This is a genomic window from Anabaena cylindrica UHCC 0172 (genome assembly GCF_034931625.1).
GTDB lineage: Bacteria > Cyanobacteriota > Cyanobacteriia > Cyanobacteriales > Nostocaceae > Anabaena > Anabaena cylindrica_A.
This window is the reverse complement of record NZ_JAYGGY010000047.1, coordinates 1-20,542: the sequence shown is the minus strand read 5'-3', so window position 1 is coordinate 20,542 and position 20,542 is coordinate 1. Positions and strand designations below refer to the sequence as shown.

The following is a 20,542-nucleotide window of genomic DNA, read 5'->3' as shown; positions in this document are numbered from 1 at the left end:
AATGACCAATGACCAATGACCAATGACCAATGACCAATGACCAATGACCAATGACAAATGACCAATGACCAATGACAAATGACCCATTACCGTTCTCAACTAGATAACTAGCAACTTGAGTTATTAGAAGTAATTTATGCAGCTTCCCGTCTTTGTGAAGAAATATTCACTTCAGGAAAAGGAAGGGAAAGTTGTTCTGCTGGTGAAACTGTCGCTTCTTCTAACACTGTGACTTGAATGTTGACACTGACTAAATAATTACCTGTATCCGCACCCACTGCTTCAGCAATTAACTTGGCAATATCTGGACGTTTTGCAGTTAATGGATCACGTAAAATATATCTATCCCATTCATGCTTTGCAGTTGGATTAAGATTGAGAATGTAGTGTTTCATCATAAGATTAACCGTTAAATCCATCTTCTAGGAGGCTTTTAGAGACAGGACTTACGCACTGGAATATTAGTGCGTCCGATGTCGAAAATCCGTTGATACTAACCAATTTATAGGTCTAACTCACTCTATAAGAGACATTGAGTGTGAAACTCAGCTTTAGTCCTAAGAGAGTGGATGCTATAAGGCTATTATAGTACATAAGTACTATTTTGGCAAGAGATGAAAATAGCTTTTTGAGATTTTCCTAGTTTTTAGGACTTACGCACTGTACAAACTACACATGATATGTATGAACGAAATTGCCTAGTTTCAGGCTTTTGAAATAGTCTATTAGTGCGGTGCGTCAGATAGAGAAAATCTGTTAGATGCTCAATTATCGGGTCTGACGCACCCTACAAGAGATAAAATCCATATTTGATAGATTTTGTCAATGCGTAAGTCCTATTTTCATATTTCGTAATTTACTTGAGCATTCTGACTGCTGTCGTTTATTTACGGGTTTGGATAGACGATTCAAGCGGTCAAAAAAGTAGAAATTTGGATATAAATAAATATATAAACCTTTGTTTCTTTCACTTTGTCCCAACCTAACGCAGTGCGTAATCTGCAAGAAACTCATTTAAACCGCGCCCGTGCTAGTCTTAGACAAGCACTATCTTGGTATGGATATCTCCGCAAGTCTGGACAGCTGTCGTCTAAACCAGAATTGGCAAGTTTGGTAAAACCAGAAATAGAAGCTTTAACTGCCACACTCAATAAGCTAGACTCTAATGTGATTAGAATTGCGGCTTTTGGTTTGGTGAGTCGTGGGAAGTCTGCGGTTTTGAATTCTTTGCTAGGGGAAAAAATCCTGCAAACTGGCCCCCTCAATGGTGTAACTCAATGGCCTCGTTCTATTCGTTGGAAACCAGGGGGGAAGGTTTTAGTTGAATTAATTGATACTCCTGGATTAGATGAAATTGAGGGGGATTCAAGGGCGCAAATGGCGCGAGATGTAGCGCGTCAGGCTGATTTGATTTTGTTTGTTGTCTCCGGTGATATTACTAGAGTTGAGTATCAAGGATTACTAGAATTACGCCAAGCTCAAAAACCTCTGATTTTGGTGTTTAATAAAATTGATTTATATCCAGAAATAGATAGAACCGCTATTTACAAAAATTTACAGCAATTGGGGGCGGGAAATTACCAAGCTAAACCTTTATTGCCTGATGAAATCGTGATGGTAGCGGCTGAACCTGCACCGATGGAGGTGAGGGTAGAATATGCAGATGGGAATGTGAGCTATGAATGGGAAACGCCACCACCACAGGTTGAGGAACTTAAGCAAACTATTCTGAATATACTAAATCGGGAAGGGCGATCGCTCTTAGCTTTAAATGCACTCCTGCAAGCACGGGACTCAGAAGCATCTATAGCTCAAAAAACCATTGATTTACGCCAAAAAGAGGCAGAAGATATCATTTGGAAGTTTAGCAAATATAAAGCTCTAGCGATCGCTTTAAATCCTATTCCTTTTTTAGATGTTATTGGTGGGGCAATTACCGATTTAGCTTTAATTCGTTCTTTAGCTAGATTCTACGGTTTACCAATGACTAGCTATGAAGCTACTAACCTCTTAAAAACCATTTTATTCAGTTCTGGCGGTTTATTGTTAGGAGAAATAGGCAGTAGTTTAATGTTAGGTTTAGGTAATAGTACTGCTGCTATAGTCAGTAGTGATAATCCTCTAAATATTACTACTTTTGCTGGCGGTGCGTTAGCGAAGCTCACCGGAGGTATTGCTCAAGCTGGTATTGCCGGCTATGGTTCTTATACTATTGGTAAAGCTGCACAGGTATATCTAGAAAAAGGCTGTACTTGGGGGCATTTAGGTGCTAGTACCGTTATTCAAGAGATTTTATCGCAAGTTGATAAAAATACAATTTTGTATCGGTTGAGAGAAGAATTAGGGGGTAAATTCGGCGAATTTTGAAAAATTGATATGAAGTTCTAGAGAATGAAATATCAAGAATAATTGACCGCAGATAAACGCAGATAAACGCGGATGATTCAATTGCTGTCATCATTCTATGCAGCTTCATATAAGAAGTCCTCCTTTTTTAAGGAGGATTTAGGAAGATATAAAGTTTTTAATACATCAGTCACTACTTTTCAAACATCCTCTAAAATTGGTATTAATTAAATTGCAATCTCAAACAAGCAAAAGCTTAATAAAATCTTCCACCAATAAAATAGTTATCTCTATGTTGTCTTTACACAAACAGTATAGAGATTAACTAAAAAGTATTTTTTGAATTGTTACCTTTGATCAGAGTTCAACAAAGTCTAAAAATTAATAAGATGCTGACACCATCTTATTTTGTAGAGCTTATCTAAATGGAAAGTGTGAGCTTCCTGATACCAAAGGCAGCTATCAGTAAATATTTATCTCAACAGGTGAAAGTATCATGACATCTTTAGATGGAGTTCAAGCTGCTATTAACTCCGATAAAAATAGCACTCAAACAATTGAAGAATCTATTCTCAAAGCAATTGTTGAAGCTCGTTCAACTTGTGAAGAAAATGGAAGTAATTCTCCTAATTGTGCAGTAGCTTGGGATATTGTCGAAGAATTGCAAGCTGAAAAAGCACATCAAAAACAGGCACAACATCACAAAACTTCCCTAGAAAGCTATTGCGAGATGTATCCAGATGCTTTAGAGTGTCTTATCTACGACGTATAAATTTGTAGAAGTAGGCTAGTTTCTCTGAGACTTCATTTACCATCTATTATTCATGCTTTTCGCTTTTTGCCGATGCATGAATAATTAAGTTGAAAAATCTGGAATTTGCATAACCCATTCAAATGAAATTCTTCATTCTGACTCCTGACTTCTGACGAAACACTTTTCAGCAAACCCTAATTATTTCCTATACTTTAGGGTTTGACGAAAAAGGGTAGGTTTATTTATAGGTAAAACTTAATAAAATAGCAAAGATACATAAATTATTTCAATTGGAGTTTTCCAAAAAATGTAATCTACGATTTTTATTGAGAATTAGCCTAATTTTTTCTCAATAAGGTTGAGAATATTCACAATAATTCAACGAGTTTACTAGGATCTTGACCTTTTTCGCTTTTATGATATTATGACTATATGAATAATCCAAGGGTTTGTTATATCTAAAATCATAAGCTGGTGTGTTCTTCAATCTAATCTGCTTAACTATATCAATACTTTGTCCAAATCGAAAAAAGTCTTGATTTGTAGGTTGGGTTGTAGAACGTTAACGTATCCCTGCGGGACACTGCGTGAACGCAAAGCAATAGGATGTTCGCGGAGCGTGGCGTTAGCCATAACCCAACGCATTTGTTGGGTTGCGCTGTCGCTTAACCCAACCTACAGCAAATGGACAAGGTCTTGATCAATAATAATCATCCTTCAAATGTTGATACAGTACGAATAGGTTCTCTAGCTATTTCTGGTAATTCAAAATCTCCGAAATTCGCAAATCGCTTTTCAATTAAAGTCGCTAGGTTTAAGGAATTTTCGTTATTTTCTGTCAGAGTCATGTCGAGAATTTCTCTAGCTTCTTCTTCTAGAGAAGGTCCGTATTTTTCTGCTCGTTTTTGCAGACGAGATTTGATTTCATCATCAAGGTTAGAAATAATAATATTAGTCATACCCAAAACAAGCCTCAATCAGATTTTTAGACAATTTTAATTTATGACTTTGTACGCCTAACCCATTTTACAAATAAGGTAGCCTTGCTTGTGCAGTGGGTTAGGAAATGAGTTACAGAATCTAAATTCAAAGCCAGACACCAAGCCAGTTTGACTCCTTTCCTTCTTTCTCCTGACTCCTGACTCCTGACTCCTGAATTCTTACAGATATTTACATTTCCGTTGCGTAATATTCTTGTTGTCTTTCGACAAAAGTCTGGACACGATTGCGGTAGTTTCTCAGGTTTTCATCTACCCAATCCCGATCGCTACTATTGGCAAATAAATGTACCATTGGTTCACTAGCATCAGGTAGAACCAGAACCCAACTATCATCATAGGGTTGGCAAATTTTCACCCCATCAATTAACTCTAGATTTTGGGCTGGGTGAGTTTCTACTAAATAACGCATTAATGCCCCCTTTGCAGTCCAAGGACAACGGATGGTATAGTTTCTGTGAATGACTCGTGGCAGTTCGGCGCGAACAGATGCAAGCGATCGCTCTTGAATAGTTAACATCTCAATTAACTTGGCAATACAGAACATCGAATCAAACCCCGGATGAAGATGGGGAAAAATAAACCCAGTTTCACCACTTCCACCTAAAACCACATTGGGATTTTTCTGACAAGCCTCCATTAACGCCGTCGGATTTGCTTTCGTGCGAATTACCTTACCATCATGACGACGGGCAACTTGTTCCACAGCACTAGAAGCATGAACCGGTACAACTACCGAACATCTGGGATTAGATGTTAACATCATATCCACCATCAACGCCGTCAAAATTTCCCCCCGAATCGGATAACCAGATTCATCAACTAAAATCAATTGTTCCCCATTAGCTGATACCTGCACCCCAAAATTAGCTTTTAATGCTTCCACCACATGACCTAATTGAGTCAGTAGTCCTTCTCGGTTAGTGGTAGTCATTGAAGCTTTATTCAAACTCGCATTCAGCACCACCGCGTCAGCACCAAATTTATCTAACATTTGCGGTAGAACTGCCCCAGACACAGCATAAACATAGTCAATGACCACCTTAGCCCGACTATTGCAGAGGGTAGAAACATTCAATAGTTTTTCAAAAGCAGTACAATAACGGTCAATGACTTGGCTAGGATAGGCGACATCACCAATTTCATGACTTTGCGCCCTCCGCATATCTTCCTTAAAATAAGCCCCCTCAATCTTCTTTTCCTGTGCTTTAGTAATATTAATTCCCATATTATCCATGAATTCAATCAGGATATAATCAGGACGATCTGGATGTATCCGCACATGAATACCCCCAGCAACTCCCATTGTGGGGATAACAGTTCGAGCGATGGGAATTGCAGTAGAATCAAGGTTTTGAATATCAATACCTACCGACATCAAACCAGCAATTAAAGAACGAGTCACCATGCGCGACACATTGCGCTGGTCACGGGAAACTGTGACTTTAGAACCAGGTTTCAAAGTCGAACCATAAGCAGCACCTAATTTCACTGCAAATTCTGGAGAAATGTCGATATTAGCTAAACCTTGAACACCCCGTTGACCAAATAAATTTCGTTGAGCAGTATTTCCCCAAATCAAGTTAATATTTAAAACTGCACCAGATTCAATTTTTTTACTCGGCCAAACTCGCACTCCAGGACTAATTTGTGCTTCTTCTCCTACTGTGGAGAGGGAACCAACTACAGCAGCTTCTAATACATGAGCGCGTCTATCTACACGAGTTCCACGGGAAATTACACAAGCCGATAACTGGGCTTCGTCACCAATAATCGCCCCATTCCAAACTATGGGACGCTTCAAATTAGCATCAGCGCCAATGGTGACATTATCACCAATCACAGTCCCATCTTCAATTTGTACTCTCGCCCCAATGCGGCAATTATCGCCAATTACAGCCGGAGTTTCAATTCTGGCGGAAGGATCAATATAAGTATTTTGACCCACCCAGATGCCAGTAGAGGTTTCTGTATAGGGAAAATCTAGTTTGACTTTCCTAGCTAAAGCATCATATTGTGCTTCACGATATGCATCTAAATGACCGACATCACACCAGTAACCTTGGGCTACATAACCATAAATTGGCTCATTTTTGGCTAGGAGTAAGGGAAATAAGTCTTTGGAAAAATCAGATTCAGTGTTTTCTGGTAAATAGTCTAAAACCTCTGGTTCTAAAATATAAGTCCCAGTGTTGACGGTATCGGAAAAAATTTCGCTAGTGGAAGGTTTTTCTAAAAATCGCTGTATTTGTCCTGCTTCGTTAGTAATGACGACCCCAAATTCAATGGGGTTGGGAACACGGGTTAAAATTAAAGTTGCTTTTGACTGTTTTTGTTTATGAAATGCGATCGCAGCACTCAAGTCAAAATCTGTGATACTATCTCCGCTAATTACTAAAAATGTCTCATCCAAAAGTTCAGCAATATTCTTTACACAGCCTGCTGTCCCTAGAGGTTGGTCTTCTTCAATAGCGTAGGTCATCTGCACACCAAAATCACTACCATCTTGGAAATAATCTCGGAGAACATCCGGTAAATAATGTAATGTAGCAATTACTTCCGTGATGTGATGACGTTTGAGAAGATTAATGATATGTTCAGCAATTGGTCGATTTAATATAGGAACCATCGGTTTGGGTAGATCGCAAGTCAAGGGACGTAACCGAGTCCCCGAACCCCCTGCCATTAGTACTGCACGCATAAATCCTCCTATTCGCAGCCGTCGCTGCATCAAAATCCGTTATAAAATTTGGTTCTTCTTTATTTAGTCTCCTCTATATATTGATTTTTGAGGAACTTCCACAAGAGACATCTACTACTAACCCAAGTGGCTAGTTATCTAATTTAGGCTAGTACCGACGTGAAGTCAAAACGAATACAGCGTCAGTTTTTCAGAGATTTGGAATGGTTGGTTTATTTACGCACTTCTGTACTAGTAATAGGGAAAAAGTAATTGATAATTGGTTAAATTCCTGATTAAACTCTGTTTTCTTGCTGTCATAGGCTATATAGCAATCCTGTTCTCATTAATAGCAGTAATGAGGGATACTAATTTAAACTATAAATAAGTGACTTCAACGCCATAGAGTGATAGCCTGATTTATATCTTATCTATATTGGCGATGAATTCTCTCTACTGTGTGGTGAGTTTTAAATAAAATTCTCTCAGTTACTAAGGAAGTTGATAACAATGAGTCAATTCATTATTTTTGGTTTGTTAGTAGTTTATTTAGGTGGTGCTTGGAAGTTTTGGACTGGGTTTAGGAAAACCAATTTTAATCAAACTCTGCCGAATCGCATTGGTTTTTCATTGTTATGGCCAGTTTTGTTTATTGCTAATCCATCCTATCGACGCAACTTTAAAAAGGCACTCAAGGGATAGATATTACTTTTGATTTTTTAATGAAATTAAACATGAATTTGGGAGATTTCCTCACCCTCATCAACTCCCAAATTTCTCTTTATCCATAGATAATTGTTTGGTAATACTGTTACTTACTCAATCCTAAAAACAATAATTAATTTAATCAAATATGTCATTATTAAAAGAAGCGGTAATTTTTATCCCTGGATGGAGTCCAATTGAAAAAGGCTATTATCTCTCATGTTTGACTGATGGACTCACACAGCAATTGGAAAATATAGAAATAAAAGAGATTGAGACAGCTAAAGTCGGAGGATATAGTGGTAAAAGATTTGAAGTTAATTTGAATAACAATATTAAAAATGTTGATATATATGAAGTATTTTGGCTAGACTTGACTTGTAAACTTAGTGATATAGCATTAAAAGAAAAATTAATAGGAGGCACATCACTTTTTTTCTATTGGATATTTTCTAAAATTTGGTTGTCTGCCACAAAATACCCTTTTTTATTTCAGAGTTTTGTATCTTCTATATTTTTACTAATATGTTGGTATTATGGCACAATTGTTATGCTTCTAACAGCAATAGGTCAAGATAATACCATTCTAGGATTTGCACTTGATAAAAATTTTGCCACCCAGATAGGTGAATTAGGAAAATATTTAGGAGGCTGGTCTATCTGGTTAATTTTAAGCGCATTAATCAGTTTTTTTCCTGTTAATACAGGTATTGATATTAGTTATTTCACGATGAAATTTTTAGACCAAGATACAGATGGCAAAGTTATCCGCAGCAAAATAAGATCCAGGTTATCGGAGATTGTTTATGATTTAATAAATGAAAATTGTTATAGTAAAATTACAATATTATCCCATAGTTGGGGGGTAGTCGTAGCGACTGATTTTGTCGCCGACTATCACAAAGATAAACCGCTCAGACTAATTACTTTAGGAGGACCTCTAGCAATATTATCCTATCGTTCTGAATGGATTGATGAGGAAATTAAAAAATGTGTAGATAATGAAAAACTGGAAAACTGGACAGATTTTTATTCGGACCAAGACTGGCTTTCTACTAAAACACCTTTCCCTCAAGGATCTACTTATCCAAAAATTCAATCGTTTAAAAATAAGCTCAAATTTGATTTAATTAAGCAGTTAAGAGGAAAAACTCATCTTTCTTACTTTACTGATGAACAAGTTCTCAGAACTATTTTGAACTTATAATTAGCTGCAAAAATGTTGATACCGCTAATTTCCAAAAGATATAGCGGTGTTTCACAAGAAGAACAAATCTATAATCAGCAATTGCTAGATGTCTTCTATGACATATGATTAGAAACTAAAAAGCTTGAATCCACTCTTTAATAGAATATTCTGTCCAGATGCCGTTTTGCCAATAGGGATCAGCTTCGACTAGTTTACGGATAGTAGCTTCATCTTCGGCTTCGTAGATGCCAAAAACTTTAGTGACATCTTTGGTAGGGCCAAGGGTAATCAAAACACCAGATTCTTTTTGTTTTGCTAATCCTTCTAAATGGGCTTGACGATAGGGATCGCGTTTTTCTAACACGTCTTCGCAGTAAGTTCCCCACATTATATATTTAGGCATGATTGTTAGTTACTTCTATTGACTCCTAATATCATAGCGACATAGCGATAGACCTCTTGCAATCAAGGCATAATTACTGCGATCGCTTATCATAAAGATCATAACTTTGGCGATACACCCCAAAAATGATGGCAAAAATGCTTTATGGGGTACTTTCCACCGCCTCTAGATAGATGGCTGTTGTGGGTATTCCCAACTACAATAAATCAACCCACTCCCTCCTGAGTGCTTCAGTGTAAGTAGAAATTTGTCAATTCGCTTCCCTTGATTAAGTGTGGAGGACGAAAATCTCTCCATGTATGCGATTAGGCAACACATATCCTGAATTAATTGCAAATAAACTCACAGATTATGATCACATAATCCCTTTAAACCTAAATTCTCAAATGGCTAAAATAACTTTATTTTTAAGAAATATTTGGTACTATGCATTACCCAGTAAGCAGCTAAAACCTGGACAAGCACTTTCCAAAACTCTCCTGAATGAGCTAATTGTTTTTAGTCGGGATGCTTCAGGCAAAATCTTTGCCAAGTTCAGTGAAACAAAAAGTTATCCCATACAAGAAGCACAAGGAAATATTTGGATTTATATGTCCAATGATGAGACTTCTTTAATACTAGAAGACATCCCCAGAATCCCTGATTTTGGTGAACAATCCCACCAAGCTTTTGAATCTATCCGCCTTCCCTGTGATGTTGATCATGCCGTAGTAGGATTAATCGATCCTGCTCATATTGCTTTCGTTCACCAAGCGTGGTGGTGGCGTTCCCCGGAAATATTAAACGAGGTAATCAAAACCTTTGACCCTTCTCTGTACGGCTTTACCATGCGAAAGCATCCACTAGAGCAACAAACCTTTTTCTATCGCTTGATTGGAAGTAATCCACAGATCGAAATCTCATTCCGGTTGCCAGGAATTCGGATTGAGGGGATATCTACTGATAAACATAAAGTCTATAATTTAACAGCAATTACTCCTATTTCCGAAACTGAAACAGAAGAAACAACCCTGTTCTATACAACTTTACCCTGGTTTCCCATTCTCCAGCCATTGTTGCTATGGTTTACCCGTAGTTTTCTCAATCAAGATCGCAAAATTTTGCTTAAACAACAAATCGGCTTGAAACATAATCCACCCTTAACTTTAGTTGGAGATGCCGATGCTCAAGCCCGCTGGTATTATAGATTGAAGGCAGAATTTGCTCGATCTCAAATACAAGGTTATTCCTTTGTTAACCCAATTAGAGAAAAGATACTTCGATGGCGTAGCTAGGGATAAAAATTTAATGAAAATTTATCTCGTCATCAGCAAAGATGGGTAGTAGTTTAACCTGCTTCATTATTAATTCCGCATAGGTTTTTCTACATTACTACATCTTTTATTTTCCGTTTTTTTAAGAAACTGGACATGAATGGCCGCTCAAAGAATAAGTAAAAACAATAAGCAATGATAAGTGACATTAACGTGCCTAGCAAATAGGATGCTGCTGCAAACATATCTGGTGAAATAGGTAGATAAAACAGGAAGTAACGCACGAACACCAAAACTGGCCCATGAATAAGATATAGGCTATATGAAAACGTCCCCAGTGCGATCGCCCAAGGATGTTGTAATATTCGTAGTGCTAATGATGGCTGTTTCCCTTCAGTAATTGACTTGGTTAAACAAATAAATAGACAAGCAAATGCAAAACCCGCAAAACTCTGATTAATCCATATATGCAATCCGAGTGGTCGCCATTCTGTTATAAAGGCAATACCAGTAAAGATAATAGCCAACCAACCCCAAGGTAGAGAATTTCTGAGCGCTACTAGTTTGGGTTTTCGGGAAAATCCAATATCTGCTGCTGCCATTCCTAAAGAAAATATGCCCAGCAGCCAAGGATTTGCTTGTTCAAGAAACCCATTTAATAAGTAGAGCGGTGTTATACCAATTACAAAGGCGATGATAACAACTGACAATAATCCTGCACGCCGCCATATAGGTAGTAATAATAGTGGAAACAAAAAATACATTTGCCATTCCGTTGGGATACTCCACATAGGTGAGTTAATACTTATGTACGTATCCTCACTAAAATTGTGGACTAATAGCAGGTGAGTTACAACATCCAGCAAAGAAAACTTAGGTGAAAATGAGCCGATTCCAGCTACTTCATTCCATCTAAAACTTGTAAATTGCTCTAGTATAAAAACCACTGCTCCTATTAATAAACAAATTAATAAGGCTATGTAGTATGGAGGTAAAATTCGCCGGGATCGCCTCTTAATATAATTGATCAAACTTCCTGATAAATAACCATTTTCAGAACGGGCTACTGGCAACATCAAAACATAACCAGAAAGCACAATAAAACTAATCACACTAAATGCACCATATTTCATAACCCTGGCAAAAAAGAACCAGTGCAGAGGCAATTGATCTCCGATTGCTGGTTCAACATGAACAAGTACCACATACAAAGATGCTAATCCCCTTAATCCATCCAAATAAGGAAGATGAATTCTTTTTTCAGTAGATTTTTCTGTAATTGTTGTCATTCAATTAATCTCCTAATTATATTTTGGATGATAGATACTTTTACCTCTGATTAACAGTAGAATTTTTGTTTAATTAAAATGTGCTATAAGTGGGAGATTTCCGTGGATTTTAACTTAACGAGTTCTTTCCCATCACGATTTTTAATTACTCGTGCCGGTATACCTACAGCTACCGAAAATGGAGGAATATCTTTCGTAACAACAGCACCAGCACCAATAACACTGCCTTTACCAATAGTCACACCGTCTAATACTTTCACTCCATGTCCTAGCCAACAATCATCTTCAATCACAATCCCTTTTCGAGTAATACCTTGGTATTTGATTGGCTCTATTGGATCTGTAAAATTGTGATTATTGGCATATATTCCAGTGTGGGCTGCAATTAAACAGTATTTACCAATTTTGATATTTCCAGGGCCAGCAATACAAACGCCAGGTCCAATAAAAGTATCTTGACCGATTTTGATCTCAGTTTTGTTTAATGCTCCTATCAGAACATTACGCTCTAGGATAACTCCATTTTCTAAATGAATTATATTATTTTTATGTCCTTCTCCATCTATACGAACACCTTTGAAAATATATACTCTATCGCCAATTTCAATAGCATCGGTACTGATAAATTCCACGCCATCTTGAATATAAACTGAGTTACCTATCTGAGCAAAAATAATGCGGTATAGCAAATTACGTAATTTTACTCCCCCAAAAATTGTGGGAATATCACCGATAATAGTAGTTAATAAAAGTTGTTGAAATCGTTTCCATTTTGAAAAGTTATTTAATTCATTCATAGCTCTATTATTTCTGGCTAAATTTTGAAATTGGAGATTTGTAGAATTATGAAGTTCCCAACTAAAGGCATCCTGTATTTAAGTCTTTTTATGCATTATCTATGTTTTTAGATCTACATTTTTGAATTGCAGACTACTAAAAAATAAGATAGCTAATATCAAGTTTTTCCAATATTTGAAAAACCCAAAGCAACTTGGTAAAGCTAGAAGCTATTCAATACAGATGTTATTTAATTGTTAGACATAGCTATGCAAGAAATGCTGTATATGTTTCAATACCTTGTCCAAATCGAAAAAAGTCTTGATTTGTAGGTTGGGTTGTGGAACGTGAACGTATCCCTGCGGGACACTGCGTGAACGCAGAGCGTGGCGTTAGCCATAACCCAACAAATGCGTTGGGTTGCGCTGTCGCTTAACCCAACCTACAGAAAATGGACAAGGTATTGATATTTACAAACAAATTCTGTAATTACAGCAGTTTGCAACTGTCTGAGTTCTGCTGCATTATTTAGTACTTGTATTAGTTAGAAATTAGAGAAAGTATTTTTTGATATTCCAAAACTGATTAATACTAAAGCTTAATGCTGTCAGCACAACCTTAAACATCTAACTCTTGATGTGTAATGGTTAGCAATTGGCCAAGCTAGTATGATTCAGATATTCTGTTATCAAATATCAAAATAGTTACAGCAGTTTGCGTAGTTAGGCGATACAACATCTCAATTCAAACCTATGCACAAAGCCAGTTTTACTCCTGATTCCTGCTGTATTTCAATTACATCTGTTTATGTTCTTCCAAGGTGAGAATGTAATTTTCTCACTGCTATCAAGATGTAATTGTTGAATTCCTCATAAATTTTCTAAGCAAGTACAAGTACGTTAAATTAAGGGGGAGTATCTCCAACTTCAGCCATTACATTGAAGTTAACCATCGGAGCAAATAAATAAACACTTCCCCGATTACTATAACGGCTTACTTGCAGCCAGTTTGTTGAGTCTGCTGCTGTTGTTATCATTATGTACACAGAGAATTTACTTATTCACTAAAGTGCCTTTATAGTGACACGAGTAGTGTGCTTCCACTATCCTATAAATAAACTTACAAAGTTTTCATCAAGAAACAGTAAGGTTTAAATAAAAAACATAAAGATTTAAAAATAAATATAGTTTTATAGTCAGGGTTCAGAATATAGAAGATTTGATAAGGATAAAATACTGAGAGAAAAAAGCAACCATAATTTTTTCTATGGTAATAGGAATTGGGAATTGGAAAAAACTTTTACAAATTACCAATTACCAATTACAAATTACCACATTCTAACTTCTTAAACTAACACCGAATTTTTCCACTAAAGCGGTGCGAACTTTATTATGAACTGGTTCCACTTCATTTTCGGTGAGAGTGCGATCGCTTGAACGATAGACTAGACGAAACGCTAAACTCCGCTGTCCTTCGGGAACGTGTTCACCACGGTACTCATCAAACAACTCCACAGAATCCAGCAAACCTTTACCCGCTTTGGTGATCACCTTTTCAATTTCTGAAACCGTGACTTTCACCGGTGCAAAAAAGGCAATATCTCTGTCACTGGCTGGATAGGTGGAATAAGAATTGAATTTGGGAACCAATACGTTATCATCATCCAGCGCATTCAATAGTACATCCAAACTTAATTGGAACACATAAACGGCTTCTGGCAAACCTTTTTCTTTTCGTAATTGGGGGTGAACTTGTCCAAAAGTCCCTAATCTATTCCCTCGTACCCACAAAGAAGCCGTTCTTCCTGGATGTAAACGGGAATCTCGATTTTCAGGTTGAAATTCTACCAGTAAGCTAAATTGCTTAAATACACTTTCTAAAATGCCTTTGGCTTCAAACCAAGTAATCGGTTGTTCACGACCACTTCGTGACCATTTACCCAGAGTAGAATCACCACCGATGATCCCCGCCAACATTTCAGCTTCTTCTAAACCTTCTTCTTCTCGCCAGAAAATGCGCCCAATTTCAAAACCATTCAGTACCCCATTGCCCTGTTCGATATTATATTGACAAGCATCAATTAACCCAGCAATCAAATCAGTCCGCAATGCCGAATATTCTGCAAATAGAGGATTTGTTAAGATTACTTGCTGGCTTTCCCCTGGCTTAACTAGGGAATAATGGATTAGTTCTGTTAAACCTTCAGCCCGGAAATAAGCGCGTAATTTGCGAATTAATTCTTGATCTAAAGGTAAATAACCAGCTTCTGCCTTTTCTGGTAAGGTGTCGCAGAATTTGTCATAACCGTAGAGACGGGCAATTTCTTCAATTAAATCAATTTCCCGTTCTAAGTCGCGGTAACGATAGGGGGGGACGGTAACAGTCCAAGTGCGATCGCCACTAACAACTAATTCACACCCTAATGCAGTTAATATTTTCTCTACATCTTGTGCTTCTAGTACTCCTGTTTCTACACCCAATTCAATTGGACCGAGGACTTCATTGACTCTATCTAAACGTAATGCTATGGAATGTGACCAGGTAGAAGAATCAGGACGGTGATCAGAAACTTCTTGATGAACAATTACTCCTGCTGCTAATTCGCTAATTAATGATAAAGCCCGGTTACAAGCTATTTCTAATTCAGCGCGGTTAACTCCTCTTTCATATCTACCAGAAGCTTCACTTCTTAACCCTGCACTGCGTGAGGAACGCCTAATAGCGACAGAATCAAATAAAGCTGCTTCTAAAACCAGGCTTTGTGTACCTTGATGAACTTCAGTTTCTTCACCACCCATCACTCCTGCTAAGGCAACGGCTTTGTGATTAGCAGTAATTAATAAATTCTGAATGGATAGGGTGCGGGTTTGGCCATCTAAGGTTTTGAGGGTTTCTCCAGCATCAGCAAAACGGACACCGATGGTTAAATTTTCACCCCCAGCTACAGATTTTAAGCGATCGCTATCAAAAGCGTGTAGAGGTTGTCCCCGTTCCAACAATACAAAGTTGGTGATGTCTACCACATTATTAATTGGTCTTACCCCAGCAGCAAGCAAACGCTGTTTTAACCATTCCGGTGAGGGCGCAATTTTTATCTGTTCAATTACTGTCCCAATATAAGCAGGGCAAGCTTGGGGTTCAGAAATTTTTAACCCTAAGTTCCCTGTATCTTTGATAATTGTCACTTCACCAGTTGCGGGAATAGATAACTTTCCACCAGTCAAAGCTGCTACTTCCCTCGCTATACCCACCATACTCAAAGCATCAGCACGGTTAGCGGTAGTAGCAACATCTAAAATTACATCTTCTAAACCCAACAAGGGACGCACATCGCTACCCAAGGGCAAATTTTCTTGCGTGAAAATATGAATTCCATCTATATCTGTAGGTAGACCTAGTTCTTTTAAAGAACAAATCATCCCATTAGATGACACACCGCGCAGTTTGGCAGGTTTAATTTTTAAGTCGATATTTGGTAAATAAGTACCTGTAGTGGCAACTGGGACATAAATATCCGCACGGACGTTCGCCGCACCACAAACAATATTTACAGTCTCATCTGCCCCAATATCAACTGTACATACACTCAGTTTATCAGCGTTGGGGTGAGGTTGACGCTCAAGCACTCTCCCCACAACTACGCCATTTGCCCAAGTGCGGCGATCTTCAATATCTTCTACTTCAAACCCAGCTATTGTCAGGGTTTCCGCCAATTCTTCTGGACTAAGTTTTATTTCTACTAGTTCACGTAGCCAATTTAGAGAAATACGCATGGAGTGTGCTTGTGTTCGGAATCGTCTTTTGCTGCTCTCATTTTAGGGTTTCTAGTCAGCAATTGAAAAATGAACATTAATCATGAGAATATAGTCCGTTTCATTGCCGGAAACAGGGAACATATTTAACAGTCCTTTTGTGTATGGGTTTGACAATGAATATCTGTTCTCATCTAAGCCTTTTGGCTCCTTTTTTTGCCTCATATTTCCTCAATTGTCAGGGGATCAATACGGGGATCACCCAGTATTCATAAAAACTTATCAAAGAAAATAATTTTATATATATGCTTCGTAAACAAATGTTAAGCGATTCTTATTAAAAAAGATTGCAATCTCTTGATTTAGTTGCTAACGTGTGTAGTGGCAACATACTAGTGAATGCTCGGATTAAAGAGAGGTAAAACCGATGCGCTGTATCCACGCCGATAGACTTCAATTTTGACTATCGTCCCAACGAGAAATTTCGGCTTCGTATAGGCAATGGAGGGGTATTGCTGATTAGCCAGAGATGATCGTTTGACAAGAATTACCAATCACAATCGTCTGACCTTTGGATTGCAAAGAAGCAAGAGGTAGGGCGAAAAATTTGGAGGTGAAAACCGATGAATATTCAAGGTAAAGTTGCTCTCATTACGGGTGCTTCCCGTGGAATTGGCAAAGCGATCGCATTAGAGTTAGCCCAACAAGGCGTAAAGCGGCTGATATTGGTAGCACGCGATCGCCATAAATTAGCCGAAGTAGCCCAAGAAATCGAAGCTTTCGGCACCGAAACCATAATCATGGACTTAGATTTAACAGAGTCAGTCAAAGTTAATATAGCGATCGCCCAACTATGGCGTACAGATGGACCAATTCATCTACTCGTCAACTGTGCAGGAGTCGCATACCAAAATTCATTTCTGCAATCAAAACTCCCCCAAGTCCAAGAAGAAATCTCCATCAACTTGTTAGGAATGTACAACCTCACAAGTCTGATAGCCCGACGCATGGCCAGCCACAGAGAAGGAACCATCGTCAATGTTTCCAGCCTCATGGGGAAAGTTGCCGCCCCCACAATGGCCACCTATTCAGCCACCAAGTTTGCAATTCTCGGATTTACCCAAGCCCTCCGTCGAGAACTAGCCGAATACAACATCCGCGTTGTCGCTTTACTTCCCACCCTCACCGACACCGACATGGTGCGCGACTTAAAACTATTTCGTGGTGTTACCCCAATGACACCCCAACAAGTCGCCCAAGCACTCACCAGAGGGCTGGAAAACGATACATCAGAAATCTTAGTCGGATGGCAATCTCATCTAGCCGTTTTGTGTCAAAATTTTGCCCCTTGGTTGTTAGAAATAGTCTTAAAACTAGCAGCACCAAAAAAGCATCCTCAAATCAACTTAATCAAGAGTTTCATCACAAAAATCCAGCATTTTAGCAATTCAATATTTTCTAGACATAGGCTGGCTTTCGGTTCAGCCCGTAAGTAAGTTTGACGAAGTTGTAGAACCCCTCTTTCTACGGTATACACACATCCTTACCCAGACTTAATTGCAAAATCCAGTTCCCCTCCTCGCTTGCGGTGAACCAGCGCTGTAGGCGGGTTTCCCACCGTAGGCGACTGGTGAACCCGAAGGGGGAGGGGCTAGGGGTGGGGTGTTATGGCTGTGGGACAACGGTTTGATCTCAAATCAAGTCTAACGAGCAAATCAAAGGAAGGTAAACCTGTTTCAATATCAACGCGATGGTTTACCAATAATGAATGTTTCGATCTCTTTTTTTCCTGCAACAGTATCTAGATTAGCTTGATGATTAAATGAAAATGTTTTTTTTAAAATGATTTATGCTTACTCAAACAAGTCATAGTAACTTTGTTTTGACTCATAAACTACATAGTGGCAGTTTGTGAATGTTCACTTATCATTATTCCCTGTTAGACTTGTATGCCTCACCGTATTCTCTCTTAGTCTTGTTCAGAAATCAAATAGGAGTCTTATATAAAAAGTATCAAGCTTTAAAATCAACCACTATAAGAAATAATTAAATTTATCTACATAACTACAATTTAAAGTGTTAAATAGTAGTTATGGAAAATCCTAAATATTCCATATTCAATAGGATTGATTACCTATTATGCAAATTGATACAAATAAATTTTCATGGTTTGATGTAGCAGAAGATGTCAAAGAATTATTGATATTAGCCGCACAGACTTGGGAAAATACAGAAGAATCTACAAAATATATGCAACAAGCTTTAGCTAAAACAGGAGATAACACAGATGTTTTAGTAGCAGCTTATAGATATTTTTACTACAAAAATAATTATGTTCTCGCACTGACAACAGCCGAGAAAATAACCGCTAAAATTAAAGAAATCGAAAAATTTCCTGATAACTGGGAACAACTTAAACCCATATTAGTGCAGCGACACGAAGAACCAAAAATCAGATTGTACCTGAATGCTTACGCTGCATCTGGTTTGGTATTAGCTAAACTAGGAAAGTTAGAGCAAGCTAAGGAAATCAGTACCAGAGTTAAAGGTATTGATGAAAAAAATGATTTTGGTTCTGGCATTCTTCTGGATATTTTAACCCGTCCACCAGAAGATGATGACTAACAATGGAAACTTACTCAGAGTTTTACTGATCAACCATCAACAATCAAAAATCATGAACAATTGGTTATCCACTTCATCCTCTTATCAACTTTTCAATCCCTCTACTAATAATAATAAGATTCTTCTACCTTTACTACCTGCATCTCCTATGGCTCCTATCACTGTAATGCCTCAAGCTAATCCTCCCATACTTTTCTTACCCAAATATTCATAATTGAGTATATAAATTATGCAAGGTAAGGATTGGTTTGTCGCTGGAGATGGACAGCATCAAGCCTGTAAATCAGCGAGAACATGGGATTTATTGCGTGACAATTATCGCCTATATCGGTTTCTGACTGAGATAGAAGACGTTCTCTTCAATATTGAAGATGAATCAACTTGTCTTCCTGAAATTCGGATGCTAGTAAGGCGATTAATTGTCAATTCCTATTGGGTACAAAGTCAATTTTTAGCCCCTGATTCAAAAACAGGAACCTCTGTTTTACTGTTATACGATGAATTAGGTTTTCCTTTGACTGTACAAACAGTAACATTTGCACCAGGGACAATTTCCAACATTCATAATCATGGAACTTGGGGAGTAGTAGCAGTGCTAAAAGGTGAAGAAAAAAATACATTTTGGCGGCGCACTTCTAACTCAGAGTTTCCAGATAAAATTGAAATAACTGGAGAAATAAATTTATCCCCTGGCGATATTATCAGTTTTGCTTCTGATACCATACATCAGGTACAAGCTGTTGGTGAAGAACCTACAGTTACATTTAATATTTATGGAGAAACCAACCCCAAAGAGAGATTTGAATTCAATGCAATTGACCATATTGCTAAAAAATTTTAAATGTAGTGGCATAAACAGAAATAAATGATTATTGTGATAAATAGATAGCAACTAATAGTAATAGGTAAAAAGTCCAGAATATTTACCTATAAACAAAAATCTTCATTTTTGATCTGCGTTTATCTGCGGTTAATTATTTCGTAAGAATTCAGAATACTGAATATTTGATATAGCAGGAAACAGAGAACAGAAGAGAAAAATTTCCTTCCTCCTTCCTCCTTCCTTCTGACTCCTGATTCCTGACTCCTGAATTCTTACATTATTTCTTGTCTAGAAATCGAATCAAAACCTCATAGGAGATATATCCATGGCCAGAGTAATTTTCTATGAAAAACCAGGCTGTAAAGGTGGTACAAAGCAAAAAGTTTTGCTCACAGCCGCAGGTCATGAAGTAGTGACATACAGTTTATTAACAGAACCTTGGACAGCAGAAAGGTTGCGTTCATTTTTTGGAAATCATCCTGTTGTCGAATGGTTTAACAAATCCGCACCTAAAGTAAAATCAGGAGAGGTAATTCCTGAAAGCATCGACGCTGATACTGCTTTAGTCATGATGCTCAGAGATCCTTTATTAATTCGTCGTCCTTTAATTGAAGTAGGAAATAGACGTGAAGTAGGTTTTGATATCGAGAAAATTGACGCATGGATAGGCTTAAAACCTGTCGATGACTCTTTGAAGGAAATGAGCGAAAAACTGATGCAGCAAAACCTCCAAGGCTGCTCTCACGGTCATGATCACGAACACCATCACGGTAAGGGTGGTTGTAAAAATCACGAACAAAAACACCAGCATTAGACATTTAAGACTAAAGCTGCGTGTCACACCAAAAATCTATTGTAGGGTGCGTCAAACTGCATAAATCTAGTAACTAGAGTAAAAACGGGTTAAAAGTGTCATTCTGTAGCTTGCTTCCCGCAGGGTACGAAGTG

16 protein-coding genes are annotated in these 20,542 nt (G+C 37.9%); 9 read left to right on the top strand and 7 right to left on the bottom strand.

What is annotated here, in order from left to right; genetic code table 11:
• Positions 1–134: 134 nt before the first annotated feature.
• Positions 135–398 carry a hypothetical protein gene (locus VB713_RS12290; RefSeq protein WP_042465568.1) on the bottom strand — a complete coding sequence of 88 codons (264 nt, stop codon included), beginning with the start codon at positions 396–398 and terminating at the stop codon, positions 135–137.
• 574 nt (positions 399–972) lie between these two features.
• Here VB713_RS12290 and VB713_RS12285 point away from each other — a divergent pair.
• Positions 973–2,367 (top strand): GTP-binding protein, encoded by a 1,395-nt coding sequence (locus VB713_RS12285; protein ID WP_323311837.1) that lies wholly within the window; start codon positions 973–975, stop codon positions 2,365–2,367.
• A 475-nt stretch (positions 2,368–2,842) separates the two neighbouring features.
• The gene (locus VB713_RS12280; RefSeq protein WP_323311836.1) at positions 2,843–3,118 is read left to right on the top strand and encodes a Calvin cycle protein CP12; all 276 of its coding nucleotides are present in this window, start codon (positions 2,843–2,845) and stop codon (positions 3,116–3,118) included.
• Between the two features lie 692 nt (positions 3,119–3,810).
• Here the strand turns inward: VB713_RS12280 and VB713_RS12275 are convergent.
• Positions 3,811–4,059 carry a FitA-like ribbon-helix-helix domain-containing protein gene (locus VB713_RS12275; protein WP_323311835.1) on the bottom strand — a complete coding sequence of 83 codons (249 nt, stop codon included), beginning with the start codon at positions 4,057–4,059 and terminating at the stop codon, positions 3,811–3,813.
• Between the two features lie 211 nt (positions 4,060–4,270).
• The gene (locus VB713_RS12270) at positions 4,271–6,799 is read right to left on the bottom strand and encodes a mannose-1-phosphate guanyltransferase (protein ID WP_323311834.1); all 2,529 of its coding nucleotides are present in this window, start codon (positions 6,797–6,799) and stop codon (positions 4,271–4,273) included.
• 489 nt (positions 6,800–7,288) lie between these two features.
• Here VB713_RS12270 and VB713_RS12265 point away from each other — a divergent pair, with 489 nt between their 5' ends.
• Positions 7,289–7,480, top strand: coding sequence for a hypothetical protein (locus tag VB713_RS12265; protein WP_323311833.1), 192 nt, complete (start codon positions 7,289–7,291; stop codon positions 7,478–7,480).
• A gap of 151 nt (positions 7,481–7,631) precedes the next feature.
• Positions 7,632–8,690, top strand: coding sequence for a hypothetical protein (locus VB713_RS12260; protein ID WP_323311832.1), 1,059 nt, complete (start codon positions 7,632–7,634; stop codon positions 8,688–8,690).
• A 115-nt stretch (positions 8,691–8,805) separates the two neighbouring features.
• On the opposite strand, the gene VB713_RS12255 is transcribed toward VB713_RS12260, so the two are convergent.
• Complete coding sequence (locus VB713_RS12255; RefSeq protein WP_323311831.1) at positions 8,806–9,075, bottom strand: YciI family protein; 270 nt, start codon at positions 9,073–9,075, stop codon at positions 8,806–8,808.
• A gap of 386 nt (positions 9,076–9,461) precedes the next feature.
• Between VB713_RS12255 and VB713_RS12250 the strand changes: the two genes are divergently transcribed.
• Entirely contained in the window at positions 9,462–10,349 is an 888-nt protein-coding gene (locus VB713_RS12250; RefSeq protein WP_323311830.1) for an aromatic ring-hydroxylating dioxygenase subunit alpha, read from the top strand.
• Between the two features lie 89 nt (positions 10,350–10,438).
• On the opposite strand, the gene VB713_RS12245 is transcribed toward VB713_RS12250, so the two are convergent.
• The 3 genes from VB713_RS12245 to pheT all read right to left on the bottom strand — a co-directional run bounded on the left by VB713_RS12245 (position 10,439) and on the right by pheT (position 16,167).
• Positions 10,439–11,617: an acyltransferase gene (locus VB713_RS12245; protein ID WP_323311829.1), complete on the bottom strand. Its 1,179-nt coding sequence runs from the start codon at positions 11,615–11,617 to the stop codon at positions 10,439–10,441.
• An 83-nt stretch (positions 11,618–11,700) separates the two neighbouring features.
• Positions 11,701–12,414, bottom strand: a complete 714-nt coding sequence (locus tag VB713_RS12240) for an acyltransferase (RefSeq protein WP_323311828.1) — start codon at positions 12,412–12,414, stop codon at positions 11,701–11,703.
• Between the two features lie 1,317 nt (positions 12,415–13,731).
• Positions 13,732–16,167, bottom strand: a complete 2,436-nt coding sequence (pheT, locus tag VB713_RS12235; RefSeq protein WP_323311827.1) for a phenylalanine--tRNA ligase subunit beta — start codon at positions 16,165–16,167, stop codon at positions 13,732–13,734.
• 602 nt (positions 16,168–16,769) lie between these two features.
• Between pheT and VB713_RS12230 the strand changes: the two genes are divergently transcribed.
• From VB713_RS12230 to VB713_RS12215, 4 genes are all read left to right on the top strand, one after another.
• The gene (locus tag VB713_RS12230; RefSeq protein ID WP_323311826.1) at positions 16,770–17,642 is read left to right on the top strand and encodes an SDR family NAD(P)-dependent oxidoreductase; all 873 of its coding nucleotides are present in this window, start codon (positions 16,770–16,772) and stop codon (positions 17,640–17,642) included.
• A gap of 643 nt (positions 17,643–18,285) precedes the next feature.
• Positions 18,286–18,771 carry a hypothetical protein gene (locus VB713_RS12225; protein WP_323311825.1) on the top strand — a complete coding sequence of 162 codons (486 nt, stop codon included), beginning with the start codon at positions 18,286–18,288 and terminating at the stop codon, positions 18,769–18,771.
• Between the two features lie 229 nt (positions 18,772–19,000).
• Positions 19,001–19,612, top strand: coding sequence for a cupin (locus VB713_RS12220; protein WP_323311824.1), 612 nt, complete (start codon positions 19,001–19,003; stop codon positions 19,610–19,612).
• A gap of 307 nt (positions 19,613–19,919) precedes the next feature.
• Entirely contained in the window at positions 19,920–20,408 is a 489-nt protein-coding gene (locus VB713_RS12215) for an ArsC/Spx/MgsR family protein (protein ID WP_323311823.1), read from the top strand.
• The last annotated feature ends 134 nt before the right edge of the window (positions 20,409–20,542 follow it).

Bases quoted from the DNA above. Each gene is read 5' to 3' on its own strand.
- VB713_RS12290 (WP_042465568.1), bottom strand. From the start codon at position 398: ATGATGAAACACTACATTCTCAATCTTAATCCAACTGCAAAGCATGAA.
- VB713_RS12280 (WP_323311836.1), top strand. From the start codon at position 2,843: ATGACATCTTTAGATGGAGTTCAAGCTGCTATTAACTCCGATAAAAAT.
- VB713_RS12275 (WP_323311835.1), bottom strand. From the start codon at position 4,059: ATGACTAATATTATTATTTCTAACCTTGATGATGAAATCAAATCTCGT.
- VB713_RS12270 (WP_323311834.1), bottom strand. From the start codon at position 6,799: ATGCGTGCAGTACTAATGGCAGGGGGTTCGGGGACTCGGTTACGTCCC.
- VB713_RS12265 (WP_323311833.1), top strand. From the start codon at position 7,289: ATGAGTCAATTCATTATTTTTGGTTTGTTAGTAGTTTATTTAGGTGGT.
- VB713_RS12260 (WP_323311832.1), top strand. From the start codon at position 7,632: ATGTCATTATTAAAAGAAGCGGTAATTTTTATCCCTGGATGGAGTCCA.
- VB713_RS12255 (WP_323311831.1), bottom strand. From the start codon at position 9,075: ATGCCTAAATATATAATGTGGGGAACTTACTGCGAAGACGTGTTAGAA.
- VB713_RS12250 (WP_323311830.1), top strand. From the start codon at position 9,462: ATGGCTAAAATAACTTTATTTTTAAGAAATATTTGGTACTATGCATTA.
- VB713_RS12245 (WP_323311829.1), bottom strand. From the start codon at position 11,617: ATGACAACAATTACAGAAAAATCTACTGAAAAAAGAATTCATCTTCCT.
- VB713_RS12240 (WP_323311828.1), bottom strand. From the start codon at position 12,414: ATGAATGAATTAAATAACTTTTCAAAATGGAAACGATTTCAACAACTT.
- pheT (WP_323311827.1), bottom strand. From the start codon at position 16,167: ATGCGTATTTCTCTAAATTGGCTACGTGAACTAGTAGAAATAAAACTT.
- VB713_RS12230 (WP_323311826.1), top strand. From the start codon at position 16,770: ATGAATATTCAAGGTAAAGTTGCTCTCATTACGGGTGCTTCCCGTGGA.
- VB713_RS12225 (WP_323311825.1), top strand. From the start codon at position 18,286: ATGCAAATTGATACAAATAAATTTTCATGGTTTGATGTAGCAGAAGAT.
- VB713_RS12220 (WP_323311824.1), top strand. From the start codon at position 19,001: ATGCAAGGTAAGGATTGGTTTGTCGCTGGAGATGGACAGCATCAAGCC.
- VB713_RS12215 (WP_323311823.1), top strand. From the start codon at position 19,920: ATGGCCAGAGTAATTTTCTATGAAAAACCAGGCTGTAAAGGTGGTACA.